The organism is Mesorhizobium sp. WSM4819, assembly GCF_055811215.1.
The window spans coordinates 15,984-36,238 of the sequence record NZ_JBVVQO010000039.1; the positions used below are offsets into that span (position 1 = coordinate 15,984).

The 20,255-nt window shown below is 63.0% G+C and carries 19 protein-coding genes; 8 read left to right on the top strand and 11 right to left on the bottom strand.

All coding sequences use genetic code 11. The annotated features are described in order from the left end of the window. Window positions 1–90: 90 nt before the first annotated feature. Window positions 91–1,155, top strand: coding sequence for a glycosyltransferase family 2 protein (locus tag AC0L18_RS26740; RefSeq protein WP_473494889.1), 1,065 nt, complete (start codon window positions 91–93; stop codon window positions 1,153–1,155). Between the two features lie 237 nt (window positions 1,156–1,392). Here the strand turns inward: AC0L18_RS26740 and AC0L18_RS26745 are convergent, their stop codons facing one another. The 5 genes from AC0L18_RS26745 to AC0L18_RS26765 all read right to left on the bottom strand — a co-directional run bounded on the left by AC0L18_RS26745 (window position 1,393) and on the right by AC0L18_RS26765 (window position 6,577). Beyond that, entirely contained in the window at window positions 1,393–2,199 is an 807-nt protein-coding gene (locus AC0L18_RS26745) for an ABC transporter permease (RefSeq protein ID WP_473494890.1), read from the bottom strand. Then, the gene (locus tag AC0L18_RS26750) at window positions 2,199–3,032 is read right to left on the bottom strand and encodes an ABC transporter permease (RefSeq protein ID WP_023799168.1); all 834 of its coding nucleotides are present in this window, start codon (window positions 3,030–3,032) and stop codon (window positions 2,199–2,201) included. Before AC0L18_RS26750 ends, AC0L18_RS26745 begins: the two co-directional genes overlap by 1 nt. A gap of 24 nt (window positions 3,033–3,056) precedes the next feature. Beyond that, a complete protein-coding gene (locus tag AC0L18_RS26755) occupies window positions 3,057–4,169 on the bottom strand; it encodes an ABC transporter substrate-binding protein (RefSeq protein ID WP_473494923.1) in 1,113 nt (370 codons plus the stop codon). A gap of 92 nt (window positions 4,170–4,261) precedes the next feature. Further along, window positions 4,262–5,356 (bottom strand): ABC transporter ATP-binding protein, encoded by a 1,095-nt coding sequence (locus AC0L18_RS26760; RefSeq protein WP_128170907.1) that lies wholly within the window; start codon window positions 5,354–5,356, stop codon window positions 4,262–4,264. A 324-nt stretch (window positions 5,357–5,680) separates the two neighbouring features. Then, window positions 5,681–6,577 carry a LysR substrate-binding domain-containing protein gene (locus AC0L18_RS26765; RefSeq protein WP_473494891.1) on the bottom strand — a complete coding sequence of 299 codons (897 nt, stop codon included), beginning with the start codon at window positions 6,575–6,577 and terminating at the stop codon, window positions 5,681–5,683. Between the two features lie 75 nt (window positions 6,578–6,652). Here AC0L18_RS26765 and AC0L18_RS26770 point away from each other — a divergent pair, with 75 nt between their 5' ends. Together AC0L18_RS26770 and AC0L18_RS26775 are read left to right on the top strand one after the other, a co-directional pair. Continuing rightward, window positions 6,653–8,248: a zinc-binding metallopeptidase family protein gene (locus AC0L18_RS26770; RefSeq protein ID WP_473494892.1), complete on the top strand. Its 1,596-nt coding sequence runs from the start codon at window positions 6,653–6,655 to the stop codon at window positions 8,246–8,248. Window positions 8,249–8,271: 23 nt separating this feature from the next. Next, complete coding sequence (locus AC0L18_RS26775) at window positions 8,272–9,204, top strand: dimethylarginine dimethylaminohydrolase family protein (RefSeq protein ID WP_473494893.1); 933 nt, start codon at window positions 8,272–8,274, stop codon at window positions 9,202–9,204. Window positions 9,205–9,282: 78 nt separating this feature from the next. On the opposite strand, the gene AC0L18_RS26780 is transcribed toward AC0L18_RS26775, so the two are convergent. Further along, on the bottom strand, window positions 9,283–10,290 hold the full coding sequence (locus AC0L18_RS26780) for an ornithine cyclodeaminase family protein (protein WP_473494894.1): 1,008 nt from the start codon (window positions 10,288–10,290) through the stop codon (window positions 9,283–9,285). A gap of 161 nt (window positions 10,291–10,451) precedes the next feature. On the opposite strand from AC0L18_RS26780, the gene AC0L18_RS26785 reads away from it, so the two are divergent. Continuing rightward, window positions 10,452–10,913 carry an Lrp/AsnC family transcriptional regulator gene (locus AC0L18_RS26785; RefSeq protein ID WP_473494895.1) on the top strand — a complete coding sequence of 154 codons (462 nt, stop codon included), beginning with the start codon at window positions 10,452–10,454 and terminating at the stop codon, window positions 10,911–10,913. A gap of 8 nt (window positions 10,914–10,921) precedes the next feature. On the opposite strand, the gene AC0L18_RS26790 is transcribed toward AC0L18_RS26785, so the two are convergent. Next, window positions 10,922–11,671, bottom strand: coding sequence for an SDR family NAD(P)-dependent oxidoreductase (locus tag AC0L18_RS26790; protein ID WP_473494896.1), 750 nt, complete (start codon window positions 11,669–11,671; stop codon window positions 10,922–10,924). Window positions 11,672–11,768: 97 nt separating this feature from the next. Here AC0L18_RS26790 and AC0L18_RS26795 point away from each other — a divergent pair, with 97 nt between their 5' ends. Further along, window positions 11,769–12,662 carry a LysR family transcriptional regulator gene (locus tag AC0L18_RS26795; RefSeq protein ID WP_473494897.1) on the top strand — a complete coding sequence of 298 codons (894 nt, stop codon included), beginning with the start codon at window positions 11,769–11,771 and terminating at the stop codon, window positions 12,660–12,662. A gap of 130 nt (window positions 12,663–12,792) precedes the next feature. Here AC0L18_RS26795 and AC0L18_RS26800 read toward each other — a convergent pair whose 3' ends face one another. Further along, window positions 12,793–13,224, bottom strand: coding sequence for a VOC family protein (locus AC0L18_RS26800; RefSeq protein WP_473494924.1), 432 nt, complete (start codon window positions 13,222–13,224; stop codon window positions 12,793–12,795). Between the two features lie 202 nt (window positions 13,225–13,426). On the opposite strand from AC0L18_RS26800, the gene AC0L18_RS26805 reads away from it, so the two are divergent. From AC0L18_RS26805 to galE, 3 genes are all read left to right on the top strand, one after another. Then, on the top strand, window positions 13,427–14,629 hold the full coding sequence (locus AC0L18_RS26805) for an MFS transporter (RefSeq protein WP_473494898.1): 1,203 nt from the start codon (window positions 13,427–13,429) through the stop codon (window positions 14,627–14,629). 369 nt (window positions 14,630–14,998) lie between these two features. Beyond that, window positions 14,999–15,973 (top strand): UDP-glucuronic acid decarboxylase family protein, encoded by a 975-nt coding sequence (locus AC0L18_RS26810; protein ID WP_473494899.1) that lies wholly within the window; start codon window positions 14,999–15,001, stop codon window positions 15,971–15,973. Then, window positions 15,970–16,944, top strand: coding sequence for a UDP-glucose 4-epimerase GalE (gene galE / locus AC0L18_RS26815; protein ID WP_473494900.1), 975 nt, complete (start codon window positions 15,970–15,972; stop codon window positions 16,942–16,944). Before AC0L18_RS26810 ends, galE begins: the two co-directional genes overlap by 4 nt. 22 nt (window positions 16,945–16,966) lie before the next feature. Here galE and AC0L18_RS26820 read toward each other — a convergent pair whose 3' ends face one another. From AC0L18_RS26820 to AC0L18_RS26830, 3 genes are all read right to left on the bottom strand, one after another. Continuing rightward, window positions 16,967–18,190, bottom strand: coding sequence for a glycosyltransferase family 4 protein (locus AC0L18_RS26820; RefSeq protein WP_473494901.1), 1,224 nt, complete (start codon window positions 18,188–18,190; stop codon window positions 16,967–16,969). A 273-nt stretch (window positions 18,191–18,463) separates the two neighbouring features. Then, on the bottom strand, window positions 18,464–18,955 hold the full coding sequence (locus tag AC0L18_RS26825; protein ID WP_473494902.1) for a class I SAM-dependent methyltransferase: 492 nt from the start codon (window positions 18,953–18,955) through the stop codon (window positions 18,464–18,466). Next, window positions 18,955–20,157 carry a glycosyltransferase family 2 protein gene (locus AC0L18_RS26830; protein WP_473494903.1) on the bottom strand — a complete coding sequence of 401 codons (1,203 nt, stop codon included), beginning with the start codon at window positions 20,155–20,157 and terminating at the stop codon, window positions 18,955–18,957. Before AC0L18_RS26830 ends, AC0L18_RS26825 begins: the two co-directional genes overlap by 1 nt. Window positions 20,158–20,255: the final 98 nt, after the last annotated feature.

Sequence of the window (20,255 nt, forward strand, 5' to 3'; positions counted from 1 at the left end):
TCTCCCAGGAATTCGTGGGACGCGCTTGAGGAGGAACCAGGCCCGCGCGCGGGTTTGCTGAAACCAAAGCAAGATGCGAGGTCAAATGCGATGCAGTCTGTCCCGAGGATTCCGGTATCCATCATCATTCCGAACTACAATTACGCGCGTTTCCTCAAACGCAGCATCGATAGCGCCCTCGAGCAGGACTACGCGGATGTCGAAGTCATCGTCGTCGATGATGCCTCGCAGGACAATTCCACGACAATCATGAAATCATATGGGGACAGGATCCTAGCCTGCCCGCGCGCGCAAAATGGCGGGCATGCGGCGGCGTTCAACACCGGGTTCGCGGCAAGCTCGGGCAAGATCGTCCTGTTCCTCGACGCCGATGATTTTCTTTATCCGACCGCCGTTTCCAGGATCGTCGACACTTGGGATGCGGCAACCGCCCAGGTGCAGTCAAGGCTGCATATCGTCGACGAACGACAACGCATCAAGGACGTCTTTCCGCCGCCCGAACTGCCCTTCGACAGCGGTGACGTCATGCCGAAACTCCTGCACAAGGGCCGCTATCAGACGACTGTGACCAGCGGGCTGGCCTTTGATCGCACAACCCTCGAATCGATCATGCCTATACCGGAGGCGGAGTTCCGCCAGGGCGCCGATGGCTACCTTGTAACGCTGGCGCCCATGTACGGACACGTCCAGTCCATCGACGAATGCGTCGGCGCCTACCGGATCCACGGCGCCAACCATTCGGTGTTCGGTGAAAAGCTCGCCGAGCGGGCACGCTGGCGGGTAACCCACGACTTCCGCCGCATGCAGGCGCTGTCGGACCAAGCCTCCGGGATCGGCCTGACCATCGTACCGTCGGAGGCTGTCCGCCACGACCCGGTCCACCTGGAAGAGCGGCTGGCGTCGCTGTGCGCGGACAGGCGCCGGCACCCAGTGGCCAATGATTCCCGGCTGGCGCTTGGGGCGGCGGGCGCCGTCGCCAGCCTCGAAATGACCGCGTCCCTGCGCCGGCGCGCCGTCCTTGCCGCCTGGTTCCTGTCGGTCGGGGTGCTGCCGCGGAAAATGGCGACGGCGGTGCTGTCGTGGAAGCTCGACGCCTCGTCTCGACCGGCATTCCTGAGCCGTCTGTCCAAGACCATTCGCCACGCCATGGGGTAGAAGAAGTTTTCAAAGGTTGGCAATCCTTCGCGCCCCCCTCTGTCCTGCCGGACATCTCCCCCACTTGGGGGGAGATTGGCCGTCATCTCCGCTTTCGCCAATCACTACCGCCGAAGGAGGGAGCCGTCGCCGGAGCTGCCGATCTCCCCCCAAGTGGGGGAGATGGCCGGCAGGCCAGAGGGGGGCGCTGTCCCGCCAACTATCGAGGAGCGGGATATGCGCACCGCTTTGATGGCCCTACTGCCCCCCGCGCAGCCTGGCCACAACACTGCGCGCCACAAGCACCAGCACCGTGATGATGATCAGGATCACCGAGAGTGCGGCGATCGCCGGGTCGATGTTGTCGCGCAGGCCCATCCACATCAGCCTGGGTAGCGTGATGGCGTTGACCGAGGTGATGAACAGGGTGACGCCGATCTCTTCCCAGGACAGCACGAAGGACAGCAGGGCGGCAGTGACGATGCCGAATTTGATGTTGGGCATGATGATGCGGGTGGCGCGTTCCCACACGGTGGCGCCGAGACCGCGCGCGGCAAGGTCGATGCGCCGGTCGAGCTGGCTGAGCGACACCAGGATCAGCACCGTGGCGAAGGGCACCGTCATCACCGCATGCGCCATGGCGACACCGAGCCAGGTGTCGTAGCCGAAGAACGAGCTGGCACCGGAGATCGAGGTCAGCAGGAAGTAGAGCGTGATCGCCGAGACCACCGGCGGCACCACCATCGGCAGCAGTACGAAGCCGACCAGCGCGGCGGTGAAGCGCGGCTGGAACATCCACACACCGAGGCTGAAGCACAGCGCCAGCACGGTGGAAAAGGCGCTGCTGACGACGCCGATCCTGATCGAGAGCAGGATCGAATTGATCCAGCGCGGATCCTCGATCAGCGCCCGGTAGTGGCGCAGCGACAATTCGCCGGACGGCATCGCCAGCATGCGGGTCGGCGTCAGCGACACCGGGATGACGGCGAGCAGCGGCAACAGCAGGAACAGCGCCACCAGTGCAGCGAGGATCAGCGAGACGGGGCCGGGGCGGTAGGTCGGCATCAGATCAGCTGCTTCGGTCTGACATAGCGGAACAGCAGCGCCATCAGCGTACCGACGAACAGCACCAGCACGACGCTGATCGCCGCCCCCAGCCCCCAATCCGGGCTCTGGAAGATGCGCAGATAGATCAGCTCGGCGACCATCACACTGCGGCCGCCGCCAAGGATCGCCGGCGTCACGAAGAAGCCCAGCGAAAAGACGAAGACGATGAGCGCCGAGCCGATGATGCCGGAGCGGGTCATCGGCACGAACACCGACCAGAAGGTGCGCATGCGGCTGGAGCCGAGCCCGCGCGCCGCCAGCAGCACGCGGTCGTCGAGGCTGCGCATCGAAGACGCCAGCGGAAACACGGCGAAGGGAATGAGGAAATGCGTCATGCCGACGATGACGCCGAATTCGTTGCGCACCAGCGTCAGCGGTTCCGAGATGAAGCCGATCGCCTGCAGCCAGGTGTTGAACAGGCCGCGATTGGAAAGCAGCGCCACCCAGCCGAAGGCGCGCGTCAGCACCGAGATCCAGAACGGCACCAGGATGCAGAACTCGGCGATCACCCGCTGCGCCGGCGTGCCGCGCACCCACACCACGGTGATGGCGTAGGCGGCGGCAACCGAAACAATCGTGACGATCGCAGCGATGCGCAGCGTGCGGACAAACACCGACTGCACCAGCGGGTCGCTAAGCAGCGTGCCATATTGCCCGAGCCCCGGCTCGGGCAGGGTGAAGCTCCAATTGACGACGCCGAAGAATGGCCAGGCGTAGGCGGCGCCAAGGAACAGCAGCAGCGGCGCCATCAACAGCGCCGCGCCCATCCTGTCGGAGAGATATGCTTTCATCTCGGCTCCGGTTATCCCGGTCTATCAGGCGGAGATGATCTTCGTGTATTCGTCGAGTGCGGCCCCGTAGTTCTTGGCGTACCACTCCATGTCGAGCGGGATCTGCTTCTTCATGTTTTCGGGGTCGACCGGGTTGATGCGCTTCTTGTCGGCGGGGATCAGCGCGTCGGTGGCCGGATTGGCCGGGCCCTGGCCGAGCTTGTCGAACATGATCAGTTGCTTCTCCGGATCCTGGGCGCTGGCAATGAACTTCATCGCCGCGTCCTTGCCGCCGGGATTGCCCTTGAGCACGGCGAGCGCGCCGGGCGAGATCAGGCCTTGGTCCCAGATGAACTTGATCTTGCCGCCGGAATCCTGCTCGATCAGCGAGGCTCGCGTCGACCAGACGATGGCCATCGAAGCCTCGCCGTCGAGCAGCACGCTCTGGCTTTCGGCGCCGCCACCCCAATAGGCAACGACATTCTCCTTGAAGGCGGCGATCTTGTCATGCGCGCGCTTGAGATCGAGCGGGTAGAGCGAGGCCGGCGCGATGCCGTCGGCGAGCAGTGCCGCTTCCCAACTCGACACGCCCCATTTGTAGAGCGAGCGCTTGCCGGGGAATTTCGTCACGTCGAAGAAGTCGGCCATGCCGGTCGGTGCCTGGCTGCCGAATTTCTCGGAATCATAGGCGATGACATAGGAGAAGAAATAGGTCGAGGCGGCGTGCTCCCAGCCGAAGCCAGGCCGCATCTTGTTCTTGTCGACGATCGAGTAGTCGATCGGCTCGAGCATGCCCTGCGCGCCGAGCGTGATCGCCGAGAACGGGTCAACGTCGACCAGGTCCCAGGTCGGGGCGCCGCTCTTGAACTGTGCGGCGATCGCACCCTCGGTCGGGCCGGAGCCGTCCATCTTGACGGTGATGCCGGTCTCCTTGGTGAACGCCTGGCCATAGGCCGCGTCATAAGCGGTGATGGCGTCGCCGCCCCAGTTGACCAGCACCAGTTCCTTGGCTTGCGCGAAGGCGCCGGTTGAGCGCAGCAGCATCGGCGTGCCGGCCAGCACGAGCGCAGCCAGCTGCGTGAACTGCCGGCGCGAGATCTCGCCGCGCACCGCCCTGGCGGACAGTGTCTCGATGGCGTGTTTCTTGGTTTCGCTCATCTCTGAATTGTTTGTCATGTCAGTTCCCCTTTGTTGTCGTTGATATTTTCCGAAAGCCAGCCTGGCGAATTTCAGCTTCGCCACGCCGATCGTCATTGTCCTCCGTCCGGAAGGAGGAAACCTTTTTCCGCAGGCCATGTCAGCCATACGGAATTGCCCTTGCTGAGTGCCGAAGCGGCGACCTCGTTCGGCACCGAGACCGTCACCTTGGCACCTTGGCGCGTGGTGAGATCGAGCCGCGTCGCAGCGCCGAGATAGGTCGAGGCGACCGCAGTCGCGGCGATACCGTTCTCGCCGGCTGTCGCTTCGGGGGCGATCGACATGTATTCGGGCCGGATCGCCAGGATGGCGTTGCTGCCGACGGCGCTTGCATTGCCGCGCAGGGTGATGGTGCGGTCTTCGCACAGGCCGGTGGCGCCGTTGTCGGCGTTGCGCACGCCCTTCAGCGGCAGCATGTTGATCTCGCCGAGGAACTCGGCGACGAAGCGGTTGGCCGGCCGGTCGTAGACCTCGTCAGGCGCCCCGACCTGCAGTAACTTGCCGTGGTTGAAGATGGCGACGCGCGACGATAGCGCCAGCGCCTCGCTCTGATCATGGGTGACGAAGACGAAGGTGGTGCCGGTTTCCTGGTGCAGCCGCTTCATCTCGGCCTGCATCTGGCCCCGCAGGCCCTTGTCGAGCGCCGAGAACGGCTCGTCGAGCAAAAGCACACCCGGCTCGAACACCAGGGCGCGGGCCAGCGCCACGCGCTGCTGCTGGCCGCCGGACAATTGCGACGGCAGTTTCTTCTCGTGGCCCTTCAGCCCGACGCGCTCGACCATCTCACCGACGCGACGCTTGATCTCGGCCGCCGATTTCTTGCGCACCTTGAGCGGGAAGGCGATGTTGGCCTCGACGCTCATATGCGGGAACAGGGCATAGCCCTGGAACACCATGCCGGCAGCGCGCTGCTCGGCCGGCCGCTCGGTGATATCGACGCCGTCGCTGTAAAGGCGGCCGTCGGTCGGCTGCACGAAACCGGCAAGGATCATCAGGAAGGTGGTCTTGCCCGAACCCGACGGCCCGAGCAGGGTCAGGAACTCACCGCGGCCGATATCGAGCGTCAGATCGTCCAGTGCACGGAACGAGCCGAAGCTCTTGCCGATCCCGATTGCCTTGATCTCTGCGGCACGGCCGGGTTGCTGCATCCTGCCTTGTCCTCAATGTGTTGAAATCGTAGGCAGGCCCGCGGCTCACCGCAACCGAATAGTTTTCGCCTGATCGGCAAATTTGATTCATCTGTTGTTCACGTGGGAGAGGCGAGCGGGACGCTCGAGCTGCCAATCTCCCCCCGTGTGGGGGAGATGTCCGGCAGGACAGAGGGGGGCGCTGTCCCGCCAGCCTATCAACTATTTGGAGCGGTCCATCGCTGGTTTCAGAGTTGCTGGAAAAGCTAGCGTTCCTTCGCGCCCCCCTCTGCCCTGCCGGGCATCTCCCCCACGAGGGGGGAGATTGGCGCTTCATCGTCCCGCTCAATACGGATGGATTCTATTCTCCGACAGTTTCGACCTCAGCCACCTCCCGAACGCCTCCAGCACCGGATGCGCCGCCTTGGCATGTTCGGAAACGAGAAAATACGAGCGTGGCGAACTGATTGCGATGTCGAAGGGGCGCACCAGCCGGCCTTCGCTCAGCGCCCGGCGGCTGGTCAGTTCGTCGCCCATGGCGATGCCCTGGCCGGCGATGGCGGCCGAAAAAACCAGGTTCATGTCGGAAAAGAAGATGCCGCCCTCGGTGTCGGAATTCTCGACCTTCGACAGCGCCAGCCAGCGCGCCCAGTCCTCGGTGTCGCCGAGATGCAGGAGATTGGCGCGCAGCACGTCGGCCGGCTTGGAAAAGCCGCCGATCTTGTTGAGCAGCGTCGGGCTGCACAGCGGCGTGAACGAGATCTCGCACAACAGCTCGACCGCCCGGTTCGGCCAGTTCCCGACGCCGAAGGCGATGAAGGCGTCGGCCTCGGCATTGCTGACGTCGTCCAGCCGCCGCGGCGTCAGGATGCGCAGCGCGACATCGGGATACATCTGCCGGAATTCGCCGATGTGCGTGCACAGGAACAGCGAGGCGAAGCCCGGCGTGCAGCTGACGCTGAACGAGCCGCCGACGCCGGTGCCGGCATGGCGCGTTACCGCATCGCCGAGCACCGTCAGCGCCTTGCGTACGTCGCTGGCGTAACGCTGGCCGCGCGGCGTCAGCGCCACGCCCTTGCCGATGCGCTCGAGCAGGTCGAAGCCGAGATCGCGTTCGAGCAGCCGCAATTGATGACTGACCGCGCTGCGGGTCAGATGCAGTTCGTCGGCGGCGCGCCAGACGCTGCCGTGGCGGGCGAAACTGTCGAGGGCGCGCAGCGCCTGAGTCGAGGGAATTCTCAAGAGGTGAACCGAATTTGCATGAGCCGGGAAAACATATCACTTTTTGGCGAGGGGCTTCACTGCTTTCTTTGACCGATGGAGGATCCGGTGACCACCTCGGCCCAAGCGACCGCGCTTGCCTGTCTGGACGACATCCAGCCGTCGCTGTCGGCATGGACGCGGACGATCTTCGATTTCGGCGAGACCGCCTGGCGCGAATACCAGTCGGCCGCCTGGTATGTCGAGCGTCTGAAGCACGAGGGCTTTTCGGTCGAGGAAGGCTCCGGCGGGATGCCGACCGCCTTTTGCGCCCACTGGACCAACGGCGCCGGGCCGACGATCGGCATGTATGCCGAGTATGACGCGGTGCCGGGCAATTGCCAGGACGCGGCGACCGTCAAGCGACCGCGCCCGGGGCTCGGCGCTGAGGCCGGCGGCCACACCGATCCGCACTCCGGTCTCGGCGTTGCCAGCTTGGGCGGGCTTTTGGCGACCAAGGCGGCGATGCAGCGCCACGGCATATCGGGCACGCTGCGCTTCACCGGCGAGCCGGCGGAGAAGGTGCGGGGGTCGAAGCCGATCCATGCCGCAAAAGGCTACTACGATGGCCTCGCCGGCATGATCTCCTTCCATCCCTTTTACATGCTGCCGCTCTGCAACACGGCGCGCTGGGACACGCATTGCGGCGCGGCCTATGCGATGATCTATCGCTTTGTCTGCGACGAACCCGAAAATTGGGTTCGCGCAAGCGATGGAGCGCCGATTCCGCAGGCGCATTCGGCGGTCAGGGCGCCCGGCGCCAACGACGCGCTTGTCATGATGTACATGGCGTCCAAGGCGCTGCGTGATTCCATGCTGCCGCATCAGGGCGGCTGGTCGATCAGCGAGGCGATCCTGACGGCAGGACAGGCGACCGCCGACAATCTGCCGGCAGGGCTGGCCGAGATCCAGTACATGATCCGCGTGCCGACGCTTGCCATGGCCGAGCAGGTCACCGCCGTGCTCGACCGCAACGCGGAGGCCGCCGCGAAGATGAGCGGCTGCCGCCATGAGCGGCACTGGGTGTCGAAGTCGCGGCCGGGGCTTGCCAACCATGCCATGGCGGGTATTGCCTACGATGCGCTGTCGACGGTCGGGCCGCCATGTTGGGACAAGACGGCCAAGGCGATTGCCCGTGAAATCCAGGTCAATGCCGGCGGCGCGGCGACCGACGAGCCGTTCATCGCCGAGTTGGAGCAGCTGATTGCGCCTGAGGAGGCGGAGGCGTTGCTGCGCCGCGACTTGCCGCCGTCGCAGCTGAATTCCACCTCCGACGATTACACCGACATGTCGTGGCAGACGCCGACGGCGCGGTTCTATGTCGCCCGGCCGGCGCTGCGTTCGCAAAACGGCCAGGCGTATCCGTCCTGGGCGATGAATGCGCTGGGCGGCATTTCCGCCACCATCGATCCGATGGTTGCCTGCGCGTCGAAAACGATTGCGTTGGCAGCTCTTCGCCTGCTGGAAGACAAGGCGGCCCGCGATGCGGCGATGGACGAATTCGTCGCCCGCACCGGCGGCGGCATTGGTGGCAGCACTTGGCTGGCGCCGCTTTGCGACTACGAACCGCCGATTCATTTCCGCTGGCCGGAATATGTTACCACCCCGCGCGGACGGGACTGGTGGATACCAGGCAACCCGCAAGCCGCGTGATCACTCGAAGCCAGGAGAATGCCATGACCGTTCACGACCGCATCGTAGCAGAGCCGTTTTCACTGCAGCGCCGCAATCCGGCCGGCGGTACCAAGCCATTGACCGCCTGGGGCTTTGCCAACGAGACCGATGTCCTGACCGACGTGCTGCTCGGTTCGCCGAATTTCCTGCGCCATCTCTCGACCAGCTCGCTGTCGCGCAAGCATCTGCGCGAGGCGCCGTGCAACGTCCAGATCGCGCAGGCGCAGCACAAGGACCTGGTTGCCGCTTATGAGCATTTCGGCGTCAACATCCACTGGCACGAGCCGACGTCGGAGCTGCCGATGCAGGTCTATTCGCGCGATTCCAGCGTCATGACGCCGTATGGCGCCATCATCACCGCGATGTCCCAATGGTGGCGGCGCGGCGAGAACTATGCGGCGATCCGCACCTATGAGAAGCTTGGCATCCCGATCTACGACATGGTCACCGCGGGCACTTTCGAGGGCGGCGACTTCAACGTCATCGAGGACGGCGTGGTGCTGATCGGCTGCGGCGGCGCCCGCACCCAGGAGGAGGGCGCGCGCCAGGTCCAGGCCTGGTTCGACAAGGAGGGCTGGGAAACCCGCATCGCCTTCATCGACGAATATTATGTCCATATCGACCTGATGGTGGTGCCGATCGCCGAGAAACTGACCGCCGTCTGCCTCGCCTGCACCGAGCCGGGCATCGTCGACTGGTTGAAGGGCAAGGGCCACGAGATCATCGACGTGCCGTTCCAGGACACGATGGCGCTCGGCTGCAACTTCATGTCGCTGGGCAAGGACAGGGTGATCGCGCCGACCTCGAGCAACACGCTGATCGGCCAGCTCAAGGCGCGCGGCTTCGAAGTGGCGGCGGTCGACATGAGCGAGATCTCGAAGACCGGCGGCGGTATTCACTGCATGGCGCAGGCGCTGAAGCGTGTGCCGGCCTGAGGGACCGCCGTTTAACCCGGCCGCTTCCGCAAAAGCGCCATTGTCAGCAACGTCGATCCCGCCTGGCTCGCGGCACGCCTACAGCACGATGAGCTTTCTCTTGCGCAGACGCTTGGCGCAACGATAGGCGAGATCGGCGGCGACCATGTCTTCCATGGCAATGCCCATCGCCTTGTAGGTGGTGATCTGTTGATCCGAAACGCGGCCCGGCGCGCGGTCGAGCAGCATGGCGCCAAGCTCAGTGCCGAAATCCGGGTCGAAGCCGGCAAGCTCGCAAGAACCGACCGGGGTCGGTTCGAACGCATCCCTGGACTCGACAAAAAGACTGGATTTGCCGATGAGCTCGATCGGCATTTCACCGCCGGGTGGTGCCACCCCGACCGACGAGACGTGCGTGCCCGGCCGAACCCAGTCTGCCTCGATCACCGGCTCGTAGGAATGCGTCGCCAGGCACACCACGTCGGAACTGCGCACTGCCGCCTCGAGGTCGGCGACCGCCACCACCGACGGATGCAGCCGGGCAAGCGCTGCCGCATCGTCGAAGCTCTTCGAAGCGACCCGGATTTCGGCAAAGTCGCGCACCAGCGGCAACAGATGCAGGTGCTGGTTGGCCTGCACGCCGGCGCCGACCACTGTCGCTATCCTGGCGTCCCGGCGCGCGAGCGCGCGCACCGACAGCACGGCGGAGCCGGAGGTTCGCACCGCGGTTATGAAGGTGCCGTCCATGATGCAGACCGGCAGGCCGGACAGCGGATCGAACAGGCTGATGGTGGCGAGGTGGCTGGGCAGGGCCTTGGCCAGGTTGCCTTCGAAGACGTTGACGATCTTGACGGTCAAGTTCATGCCCTCCATCCAGGCCGGCATGGCGAGGCTGTAGCCGGCCCCGGGGATATCGAGCTGTGGTCGGGGTGGATTGACGACCTTGCCTTGTGACAGCGCCTTGAAGCCGTCTTCCAGAACATCGAGAAGCTGGCTGAGATCGATGCACGCCATCAGGTCGACTTCGCTCAGCACCAGGATCTCGGTCGCTCCCTTGCTGATTTCCGCCGCACTCCTGCCGGCTGGGCTGAACGCTTCCTTGGTCATCTTGCACTCCTTTTGTTTGTCGAAATCGGCTCACCACGTTTGCTTTGAGTGGGTGAGGGAAGCGCAGGCTATTGCGAGGTTTTATGTGATGAAATACGTTGATTTTGACATCTCTGCGTGAAATCAGCACACAAATCCCTGAGATAGAGTGGATTGTGAAAATGGACGACCTCGACCAGATAGATCGCGGCCTGCTCCGGCTGCTGCAGGAAGACGGGCGCCGGACGACGCTTGATCTTGCCGGGCGTATCGGGCTGTCGCCGACCGGAACGAGCCAGCGGGTGAAGCGCCTTTTCCGCGACGGGTTCATCACCGCGGTTAGGGCCATGCTTGATCCGCGCAAGGTGGGCCGGGGAACGCTGGTGTTCATCGAGGTCCGGCTTGACCACACGGCGCCGCATGTCTTTGACCGCTTCGCCGAAGCCGTGGCGAAAGCTCCGGAGGTTCTGGAGTGCCATATGGTGGTTGGCGGTTTCGATTATCTGGTCAAGGCGCGGATCGCTGATATGGCGGTGTTCCAGGATTTCCTGCAGCGGGTCATCCTGCCTCTGCCCGGCGTGCGCGAAACGCACACTTTCGCCTCCATCGCCGACGTCAAGCCGAACGCCCTCTTGCCGGTGTGATCAGATGCCTACCGCCAGCCCCCCGAGGCGGTAATGCGTTCGCCGGTCAGCCAGGATGCCTCGTCGGAGGCGAGGAACACCGCGATGCGGGCAATGTCGTCGGGCTGGCCGAAGCGGCCGAGCGGGGTCATGGCGATGACCTGCTTCTCGAACTCGCTGCCGACGATGCCGATCCGCTGCAGGCCTTCGGTGTCGACGCCGCCAGGCGCGATGGCGTTGACACGGATGTTGCGGGCGCCCAGTTCTCTCGACATGGAGAGCGTGATCGAATCCACTGCCCCCTTGGTGGCGGCGTAGACCAGTGAGTTCGGCTGCGGGTTGAGGCTGGCGACCGAGCTTATGTTGATGACGCTGCCTCCTCCGGCGCCGAAATGGTTCACCGCTTCCCGGATGGTCAGGATGGTGCCCAGCACATTGGTGTCGAACTCACGGTGGAATTCGGCCTCAGTCACCGCTTCCAGCGGCTCGAATGCGAAGACGCCGGCGTTGTTAACCAGGATGTCCACCGCGCCGAACGACGATTTGGCGGCCTCGAACAGGCGGCGCACGTGGGCCGCTTGCGACACGTCGCCGTGGACGGCAACGGCCCGGCCGCCTGCGTCCTTGATCTCGGCAACGACGCGGTCCGCACCTTCCCGGGACGATGCATAGTTGACGACCACCGCGGCACCGGCCGCCGCAAGACCCTTGGCGATGCCGGCGCCGATACCCTTGGAGGCGCCGGTGACGATGGCGACCTTACCTTTCAGCTTGCTCATCAAATCTCTCCTTTGTCGATGATGAGCGGTATTTAATAGTGATCGGATAGCGTATTAGGATTACCTCGATCGGTTCTTTCGTGCCTGGAATTCTTGAATGACCACCATCCTCGAAAAGACCGCCGGTCTCGTCGCCTTCGTGCGCACGGTCGATGCCGGCTCGTTCCATGCCGCCAGCCGGCTGGTCGGCTCCAGCCCGTCGGCGGTGTCGAAGAGCGTGGCGCGGCTCGAGCGGCGCCTGGGCGTGCGGCTGATCCAGCGCTCGACGCGCCGGCTGGCACTGACCAGCGAAGGCCTCGCCTATTACGAGCGAGTCGCGCCTTTGCTGAGAGCGCTCGATGATGCCGAGGACATCGTCCAAATGGCCGATACGGCACGCGGCCTGCTGCGCGTAACGGCATCCGTCGAACTTGGGCGCGGCCTGATCGCCGCATGGGCCCAAGCGTTCCTGGCTCAACACGACGAGGTGAAGCTCGAGCTCAGCGTCACCGACCGCCACGCCGACCTGATCCGCGAAGGCTATGACGTTGCGGTGCGCATGGGGGCGCTCTCGGACACCGGGCTCATCGCGCGCAAGATCGCCAATCTGCCGATCGTGCTGGTGGCCTCGCCGGTCTATCTCGAACGGCGCGGCCGGCCGGCCTCGATCGAGGATTTGCAGAGCCACGACTTCGTCCGTTACCAGATGGCCGGCCGACCTTATCCCGTCACATTGGCCGACGGCACGGTAATCGTGCCGAATGGGCGGCTCGATACCGACGACGGCGGCGCCATCCGGCAAGCGGCGCTTGCCGGAGCCGGCATCGCGCATCTGATGCAGTTTGCCGTGCAGGACGATCTCGACGCCAGCCGTCTGGTCCGCATTCTGCCCGCGGTGGCGATGCCGACCATGCCGGTGCAGATTGTCCATGCGTATGGGCGACAGCTACCGGTCCGCGCCCGGCTGTTCGCCGACTTCCTGGCGAACCAGATGGCGGCGCTGACGCGATAGGGCGGGCGCTCTGTGGCAAAGACAGCGGCGCTTCGTCGATGGCCATGCGGTAGCCTTTGAGCGTCGCTGCGTTGAAGTTGAATATTGAGCGTTGGCGCGGCGCGACGTAACGAGAATACCTGTCATCGAGCTAAAACGTAATCTCCACCGAAGCGGCGCTGCGGTTGGCCGGCCCGTGAAAGACGGCCTCGATGTTGTTGCCGTCGGGATCGAGCAGGAAGGCGGCATAGTAGCCGGGATGGTAGTGCTGCCGCTCGCCGGGTGCGCCATTGTCCGTGCCGCCGCCATCGAGGCCGGCCTTGTAGAAGGCGTCGACCATCGCGCGGTCCTTTGCCTGGAAGGCAAGGTGGTGGCGCCCCGTCAGTTGCCCGCTGGCCGCCCGGCTGTCGATGCTGGAGACGAACAGCTCGTCGGCCCAGAAATAATCCTCGGCGCTGCCGCCGATCGGAATATCGAGCACCTTGAAAACCGCCTCGTAGAAGCGGCGGCTGGCCGTGAGATCCCTGACCACCAGCTGGACGTGGTCGATGAGACGGCCGCGATGAAGTTCCATGCCTGACAGCTCCTGATCGCCAGGTTGGAAATCTAGCTCAGGACGGTACACGGTCAATGCAATGGAGCAATTGAATGGCGCGATTTCCTGACTGGATAAAAAATGCAACCGGATTGTAGGATTCGAAATGTCGCCGTCGTCCTTCGGACGCAAGCGGTGTGACGAAGTTGAAAGAAGTCGCGCCGTGTCCAAACGATCTCGGGAGAAAAATATGCGCATTTCCTATCGGTGGGTCATCGTCGCGGCTGGCGCCCTGATGACCTGCGTCGCCCTCGGGGCGATGTTCTCGCTGGCGATCTTCCTCGAACCGATGGCGCTCGACTCTGATTGGTCGCGCGCCGGCATATCGAGCGCGATGACGCTGAACTTCCTGGTGATGGGTCTCGGCGGTTTCGCCTGGGGCGCCATTTACGATCGCTACGGCGCTCGCATTGTCGTGATGACAGGGGCGGTGCTGCTCGGGCTGGCGCTGGTGCTGGCCAGCCGCACCGGCTCGCTGCTTGTCTTCCAGATCACCTATGGCGTGCTCGTCGGCCTCGCGGCAAGCGCCTTCTTCGCGCCGATGATCGCGCTGACCGCCGCTTGGTTCGACACCAATCGCAGCTTGGCCGTTTCCCTGGTCTCGGCGGGCATGGGCGTGGCGCCGATGACGATCTCGCCCTTCGCGCAATGGCTGATCACGGCCTATGACTGGCGCACCGCCATGTTCGTCATCGGCGTCGCGGCATGGGCGCTGCTGGTGCCGGCCGCCTTGCTGGTGCGCCAGCCGCCCAAGCCTGCCGCTGAAGACGCCGCCGCCGATATTGCCGCCAACGATACCGGCATGTCGGTTCCACAGGCGCTGCGCTCGCCGCAATTCATCGTTTTGGCACTGACCTTCTTTGCCTGCTGCGCGGCGCATTCCGGGCCAATCTTCCATATGGTGAGCTATGCGATGCTGTGCGGGATAGCGCCGATGGCGGCGGTGAGCATTTACAGCATCGAGGGCCTGGCGGGGCTGGGCGGCAGGCTTTTATACGGCGTGCTTGCCGACCGGATGGGGGTCAAGCCGGTGCTGATTACCGGTCTGGCGATACAGTCGGTGGTCATTGCAGCCTATCTTGCGGTCAGCGAGCTTGGTCAATTCTACACGCTTGCCGTCATCTTCGGCGCCACCTATGGCGGCGTGATGCCGCTCTATGCGGTGCTGGCGCGCGAATATTTCGGCCAGCGCATCCTCGGCACCGTGTTCGGTGCTGTAACCATGCTGTCCAGCATCGGCATGGCTTTCGGCCCGCTCGCCGGCGGCATGGTGTTCGACGCCTATGCCAGCTATTCCTGGCTGTTCATCGGCTCGGCCCTTGTCGGGCTCGGCGCGGTGGCGGTGGCGATCGCCTTCCCGCGGCTGCCGCGCAGGGAGTTGCAACCGGCGTAGCGGAGAGAGGCTGTAGGGGGTCGAAAGTGGACATCGCATATGTCAGCTTTTGACCCCCAGTCGCGACGCGTTCATCGGCGGATAGTAGCCGGGTCAATACTTTGCAAGACCCATCTCCCTTAATAGCAATCGATCATGCTGCGGCACCGCGCGTTCACGTCCAAATGCCGATTGCCGGCAAGCCTGTTCGGACGAAAACCGTCAAAACGGGCGAATTAACGGTTTTTTTTGCGTATTTTTGCGCACACCTCACGCGACTATTTCACGTCCGTTAACATTTTGTGTTTTCGGCGCAGCATTTTTTTCCTATCCTCGCCCTAGGGCTTTGCGCATTCGATTGCGTGAAGAACTGGCGTGAGGATCCCAAACATGCAGCAGGCAAAGCGAGTCTTGGTGACAGGGGGCGCAGGTTTTCTGGGATCGTTCCTATGCGAGCGGTTGCTTGCTGAAGGCCACGAGGTTGTATGCGTCGACAATTTCTTCACAGGAAGTCGGAGAAACGTCTCGCATTTGCTCGACAACAGATCCTTTGAGATCATTCGCCACGACGTGACATTTCCGCTCTACGTAGAAGTTGATGAAATATACAACCTTGCTTGCCCGGCAAGCCCGGTTCACTATCAGTTCGATCCAGTCCAGACGACAAAGACCAACGTCCATGGGGCGATCAATATGCTGGGACTCGCCAAGCGGGTTCGCGCAAAGATCCTTCAGGCGTCCACGTCTGAAGTCTACGGAGATCCCGAGATTCACCCGCAGACCGAGGACTATTGGGGCAGGGTAAACCCGATAGGTCCCCGTTCCTGCTACGACGAAGGCAAGCGGTGTGCCGAAACCCTGTTTTTCGACTATTGGCGGCAGAACAGGTTGCGGATCAAGGTAGCGCGCATCTTCAACACTTACGGTCCGAGGATGCGTCCGGACGACGGCCGCGTCATTTCCAACTTCATCGTGCAGGGACTGCAAAACAAGCCGATAACTGTGTACGGCACCGGCGAGCAGACACGCTCATTTTGCTACGTCGACGATCTCATCGACGGTCTGGTTCGCCTGATGAACACGGCCGACGATGTTACCGGCCCGATCAATCTCGGCAACCCGGTCGAATTCACGATGCTCGAACTCGCCAATCTCGTGATCGAACTTACCGGAAGCCGATCCGAGATCAGGTTTTTACCTTTGCCCGTCGATGACCCAAGGCAGCGACAGCCTGATATCGGGTGTGCCTTGCGCGGGCTCAATTGGAAGCCAAGAATCGCATTGCGCGACGGTCTCGTCACGACCATTGCCTATTTCGATGACTTGGTCTCATCGGGATCCGCTCGGTCCGCTGCAGCCGAATGAAAACAGTCTTGGTCACTGGCGGGGCGGGCTATATCGGCTCACACTGTTGCAAGGCATTCGCCGAATCCGGTTGGTCGGTCATTGCGTATGACAACCTCTCGCGCGGCTGGCGCGATGCGGTCAGATGGGGACCGCTGGTCGAGGGCGATGTTTGCGACGGTGCAGCGGTGGCAGCAGCGCTGCACCAGTATCGGCCGGATGTGGTGGCGCATTTCGCCGCCTACGCCTATGTCGGCGAGTCCGTCCAGCGCCCGGAACTCTACTACCGAAACAACAGTTTTGGGACGCTGGTGTTGCTCGAAGAAATGCTGAAGGCTGGCGTCGACAAGCTGATCTTTTCGAGCACCTGCGCGTCTTACGGCGTTCCCGTTCGTTCTCCGATCGACGAAACGCATCCGCAGTCGCCCATCAATCCCTATGGATGGTCGAAATTCATTGTAGAACGAATGGTGGACAATCTTTCGGATGCCCATGGCCTCAACGCGGTTGTGCTTCGGTATTTCAACGCGGCCGGATGTGATCCGGACGGCGAGGTCGGTGAGCGGCATGAACCGGAAACGCATGTCATTCCGCTCGCTATCGAGGCGGCGATCAGGTCGGGCCGGGTTTTTACCATTAATGGCACCGACTTCGACACAAGGGACGGAACTGCGGTGCGGGACTATGTCCACGTCACCGATCTCGCCCGTGCTCACGTTCTGGCTGGGGAGAATCTTCTGCGCGATCCGGGAGTTCATGTTTACAATCTCGGCACCGGAACCGGAACGACGGTGAACGAGTTGGCCGATGCGGTGAGCCGGGCTTCGGGAACGCGCCTTCCCGTGGCCTACGGTCCACGCAGGGCAGGCGACCCGCCTGCGCTTGTCGCCGCGGCCGGCAAGGCGGCCCGGGAACTAGGCTGGATGCCTGAGCAATCCGGAATCGACCGGATCGTCGAAACGGCGCTGGCCTGGTATCGCCGCCGGTTGTGAGGATTTTTTTTTCGGAAGAACCCTACCGCCTGGTCAGCAAGCAATCGAGAGCAGCGGCGACTGCGGCAAGCGAGAAATTTTCCTCTATCCGCTTTCGTGCCGCCCGACCCAGGCTTTCGCGCAAGTGCAGATCGTCCTTCAGGCGCTTCAGGGCCTGCGCGACTTCATCCGGGCGATCCTTTCGAACCATCAGGCCACCCGACTCTTGGCCATTTGCCAAAATGTCGGGAAGCCCCTGTGCATCGGTAGCGACGATGGGAAGACTGCAAGCCATCGCCTCCATCGGTGCGACCGGCATGCCTTCGATGCGGGACGTCGTGACGTAGGCATCCGCTGCCGAAAGCCAGTGCCGGATCAGAGACCGGTCCGTAGTATAATCGGAAAGCCATCTCACATTCGGCAGTCCGGCCTCGCTCAAGAGCCTGGCAAATATATCTCGATCCCGACCGGAGCCGATTATCACCAGTTCGGATGACGCGTCCCCGGAAAAGGAGGACCAGGCTTTCAAGAGCACATCGAGCCCTTTGCGGCTGATGTCGATGCGCCCGTGATTGACGGCGATAAATGTCTCGCTCGGCAAGCCGAGGCTCTTCCGCGCTTGCTGGCGCGCGATCGCTTTCCATTCCTCGACGTCTATCGGGTTGGCGATATTGGCGATGTCGAGTGCAATGCGCCGGTAGGCTATGCTGAGCCGTTCGCGCTCAGCAGCCGATGCAACGATCAGGCCGCTGCAAGCGCGAAGCGATGCGTGCCTGGCGATCGCCTCGATCCAGGACGATGTGCGGTCGCCGCCCTGGAAGGTCGCATAAAGGGGAATGCGCATACGGTGCGCCAGCCAGGCGAGCGCATCGAATCGGGTGTATTCATATTCCTGGGCGATGATTGCGTCGCATTGCGATTGGGCGAGGACCTTTCGGAAAGCGGACAGCGGCGTCGCGGTCCAGCGTCGCAGGCTGTAAGCCGCCGCAGAGTGGCCCTGGCGCGCGCGCTTCCCGGGGACGACCCAGATAGGCGTGCCAGTTCCCGCATGAAGATAGCACGCTGTCCGCGAGGCGTGCTCGGATGCGCAAACAATGATCGGCCTGTGCCCGACAAGTTGCAGCGCGGCCGCATAGCCGAACAGCCAGCCGCCGGTCATCTGCCCGACGAATTCCTCAAGCCGCAACCCTATCGGATCGAGAAACTCCTCCATAACGTCGCCCCATGGGAAGAGGGCAACGACGAGCGAGGTTTGGCGGCCAGTCATTTGCGCCAAGACATCATCTGCACCAGGACATCATTTGCGCCAGGAAAAGGCCGTCTCCGTACCGCGTGTCGAGGGTCGGTGCAGCGCGTAGCCAATGGCCGTAACAGGCGCTGCGAGCGCATAGAGAATTTTTCGGCGACGATTTCCAAGGCGAGAAAACGCGACGTCGTGATAGAACGCCGTCACCGGGTTGATGAATGTGGCCCGAAGTTCCGGCGGCTTGTCGAAGAGCGCGGCGAGTTCGGGATCGCGGTAGCCACGCCGGACGTGGCCTCACTCTTGCATCAGTTCGCTTTCATGCGGGCAATATGGCTTCATGATACGGAAATACGGGTAGTGCCAATCGGCTTCCGGCGTGGAGACGAGGACATATCCGCCTGGTCGCACCACCCTCAACGCCTCTTGTGCAGCACGGCGGTCGTCCTCGATATGCTCAAGCACGTCAAACAGCGTCGCGACTTCGAAACTGTCGTCTGCGAAGGGCAGGGCACAGGCATCACCGCAGATGAAGGTTGATCGCGCCCAGTCTGGCTGGTGCTTGGCCAGTTCGGGATCGAGATCGAGGGTGACGATATCCGCGCTCGGATAGAGGATGCTCGCTAATCCGCTGCGGCCACCACCAATTTCCAATATCCTCCCCTCGATTGCCGCGGGAGCAACACGGTGAATGGCTCGCATCTTCTCCCGGTAAAACAGGCCGTCGGTCAGGCCGCGTGGAAAGGGGTTGCGGGAAAGAAACTGACCAAGCGGCGCCTTGCGGATCATCAGGTTTTTTCCTCAGCCAATGTTTGCGGGGGTAGGGTTCGTTGCTTTCGCCAGCCGAAACGAAAGAGAAATTGAAGACCGGCCAGCCATCCTTCCACTTCCGCTGCCAGGATCCCCATTCTGCCAGGCGGGCCTTCGACGAGCGCCTTGACGAATGGTCTCAAGAAATAGGCCGGCAGCTGTTTCCAGATCCGAACGATGTTTCCACGGTCGCCGAAATTGTCATATTGCGCGACAAGGGCTGCGACATGACCTTTCATGTAAGCCCTCATCTGCCGTCTTAGTCCCGGCCAGTCGCTGCGATGATGGTGGAAGACAACGGCCCGGGGCTCATAGAGGCAGGCACCCCCGGTTGCCAGTAATCGGTACCAGAGTTCCGAATCCTCCGAACAGCCGGCAGCACCGGCGCCGAGGCGCTGGTCGAACAAGCCGACCCGATCGAAGGCAGATCGCCGAAAGGCCATGTTGGCCCCGGCGCCGATTTTCCAGACATGTGCTCCATTTGGCCGCGTCTCTTCGAAGAAGCGCTGGTCGAAGACGAGCGGCACGAAGGTGCTGCCAAAGCCGCCCATGTCGAATTGGAAGCGGCGTTGTGCAAGGGTATCGAGCCGCGCCGGCAGCACCAGGCCTGTCAGCGCCTCGACGTCCCGCTCTGCAAAGGCGCGTGCAATTTCGGCAGTCCACCCGGCATGGACTTCGACATCGTCGTCGGTGAAGGCGATGATGCCATGCCGGCTTGCGCGAACGCCGGCCGTTCGGGCGACGCTCAGTCCAGGGCGCGTTTCATGAACGTAATGGACACCCGGAAATTGCATGCACAAGGACCGCGCGCTGCCGTCGCGGGAATTGTCAACGACGACCACTTCACCCGGAGCGCTGCGTTGTTTTGCAATGCTGCGAAGGCACCCGGCCAGCGCTGGGCCGCGGTCCCGCGTGCAAATCACAACCGAAATGTCTTGCGCAGATGCCGAAGAAGCTGTTGCAAGCTTATCAAGGCCGTCGATCAGGTCCTTGGCATCGAGTGCAGCAGCCAGCGAGAGCGCGGACTTTGGCCACCCCTCGTAGGTCGCCCGCAGAGGAGCGCCCAGGGAGGTGCTGCGTGCGGCCATCTGTGCCGCTGAAAATTCCGCGGCGAACTGCCGTAGATGCGCCCTTGAATATGGCAGTTCGTCAGGCAGAGAGGCTCGCATCCCCAGCGGCAAGTCCTTCCACCAGAAGATCGATAGCGTAGCGGTGTCGCCCGTGTCGCTGTCGGTATCGGCAGCCTCGAGATCGACATGCCTGACACGGAAGGCGTCCC

Excerpts from the sequence above, each read along its gene's own strand:
- AC0L18_RS26820 (WP_473494901.1), bottom strand. The coding sequence starts at position 18,190 with ATGACTGGCCGCCAAACCTCGCTCGTCGTTGCCCTCTTCCCATGGGGC.
- galE (WP_473494900.1), top strand. The coding sequence starts at position 15,970 with ATGAAAACAGTCTTGGTCACTGGCGGGGCGGGCTATATCGGCTCACAC.
- AC0L18_RS26805 (WP_473494898.1), top strand. The coding sequence starts at position 13,427 with ATGCGCATTTCCTATCGGTGGGTCATCGTCGCGGCTGGCGCCCTGATG.
- AC0L18_RS26740 (WP_473494889.1), top strand. The coding sequence starts at position 91 with ATGCAGTCTGTCCCGAGGATTCCGGTATCCATCATCATTCCGAACTAC.
- AC0L18_RS26810 (WP_473494899.1), top strand. The coding sequence starts at position 14,999 with ATGCAGCAGGCAAAGCGAGTCTTGGTGACAGGGGGCGCAGGTTTTCTG.
- AC0L18_RS26795 (WP_473494897.1), top strand. The coding sequence starts at position 11,769 with ATGACCACCATCCTCGAAAAGACCGCCGGTCTCGTCGCCTTCGTGCGC.
- AC0L18_RS26755 (WP_473494923.1), bottom strand. The coding sequence starts at position 4,169 with ATGAGCGAAACCAAGAAACACGCCATCGAGACACTGTCCGCCAGGGCG.
- AC0L18_RS26780 (WP_473494894.1), bottom strand. The coding sequence starts at position 10,290 with ATGACCAAGGAAGCGTTCAGCCCAGCCGGCAGGAGTGCGGCGGAAATC.
- AC0L18_RS26775 (WP_473494893.1), top strand. The coding sequence starts at position 8,272 with ATGACCGTTCACGACCGCATCGTAGCAGAGCCGTTTTCACTGCAGCGC.
- AC0L18_RS26785 (WP_473494895.1), top strand. The coding sequence starts at position 10,452 with ATGGACGACCTCGACCAGATAGATCGCGGCCTGCTCCGGCTGCTGCAG.
- AC0L18_RS26770 (WP_473494892.1), top strand. The coding sequence starts at position 6,653 with ATGGAGGATCCGGTGACCACCTCGGCCCAAGCGACCGCGCTTGCCTGT.
- AC0L18_RS26760 (WP_128170907.1), bottom strand. The coding sequence starts at position 5,356 with ATGCAGCAACCCGGCCGTGCCGCAGAGATCAAGGCAATCGGGATCGGC.
- AC0L18_RS26825 (WP_473494902.1), bottom strand. The coding sequence starts at position 18,955 with ATGATCCGCAAGGCGCCGCTTGGTCAGTTTCTTTCCCGCAACCCCTTT.
- AC0L18_RS26790 (WP_473494896.1), bottom strand. The coding sequence starts at position 11,671 with ATGAGCAAGCTGAAAGGTAAGGTCGCCATCGTCACCGGCGCCTCCAAG.
- AC0L18_RS26745 (WP_473494890.1), bottom strand. The coding sequence starts at position 2,199 with ATGCCGACCTACCGCCCCGGCCCCGTCTCGCTGATCCTCGCTGCACTG.
- AC0L18_RS26750 (WP_023799168.1), bottom strand. The coding sequence starts at position 3,032 with ATGAAAGCATATCTCTCCGACAGGATGGGCGCGGCGCTGTTGATGGCG.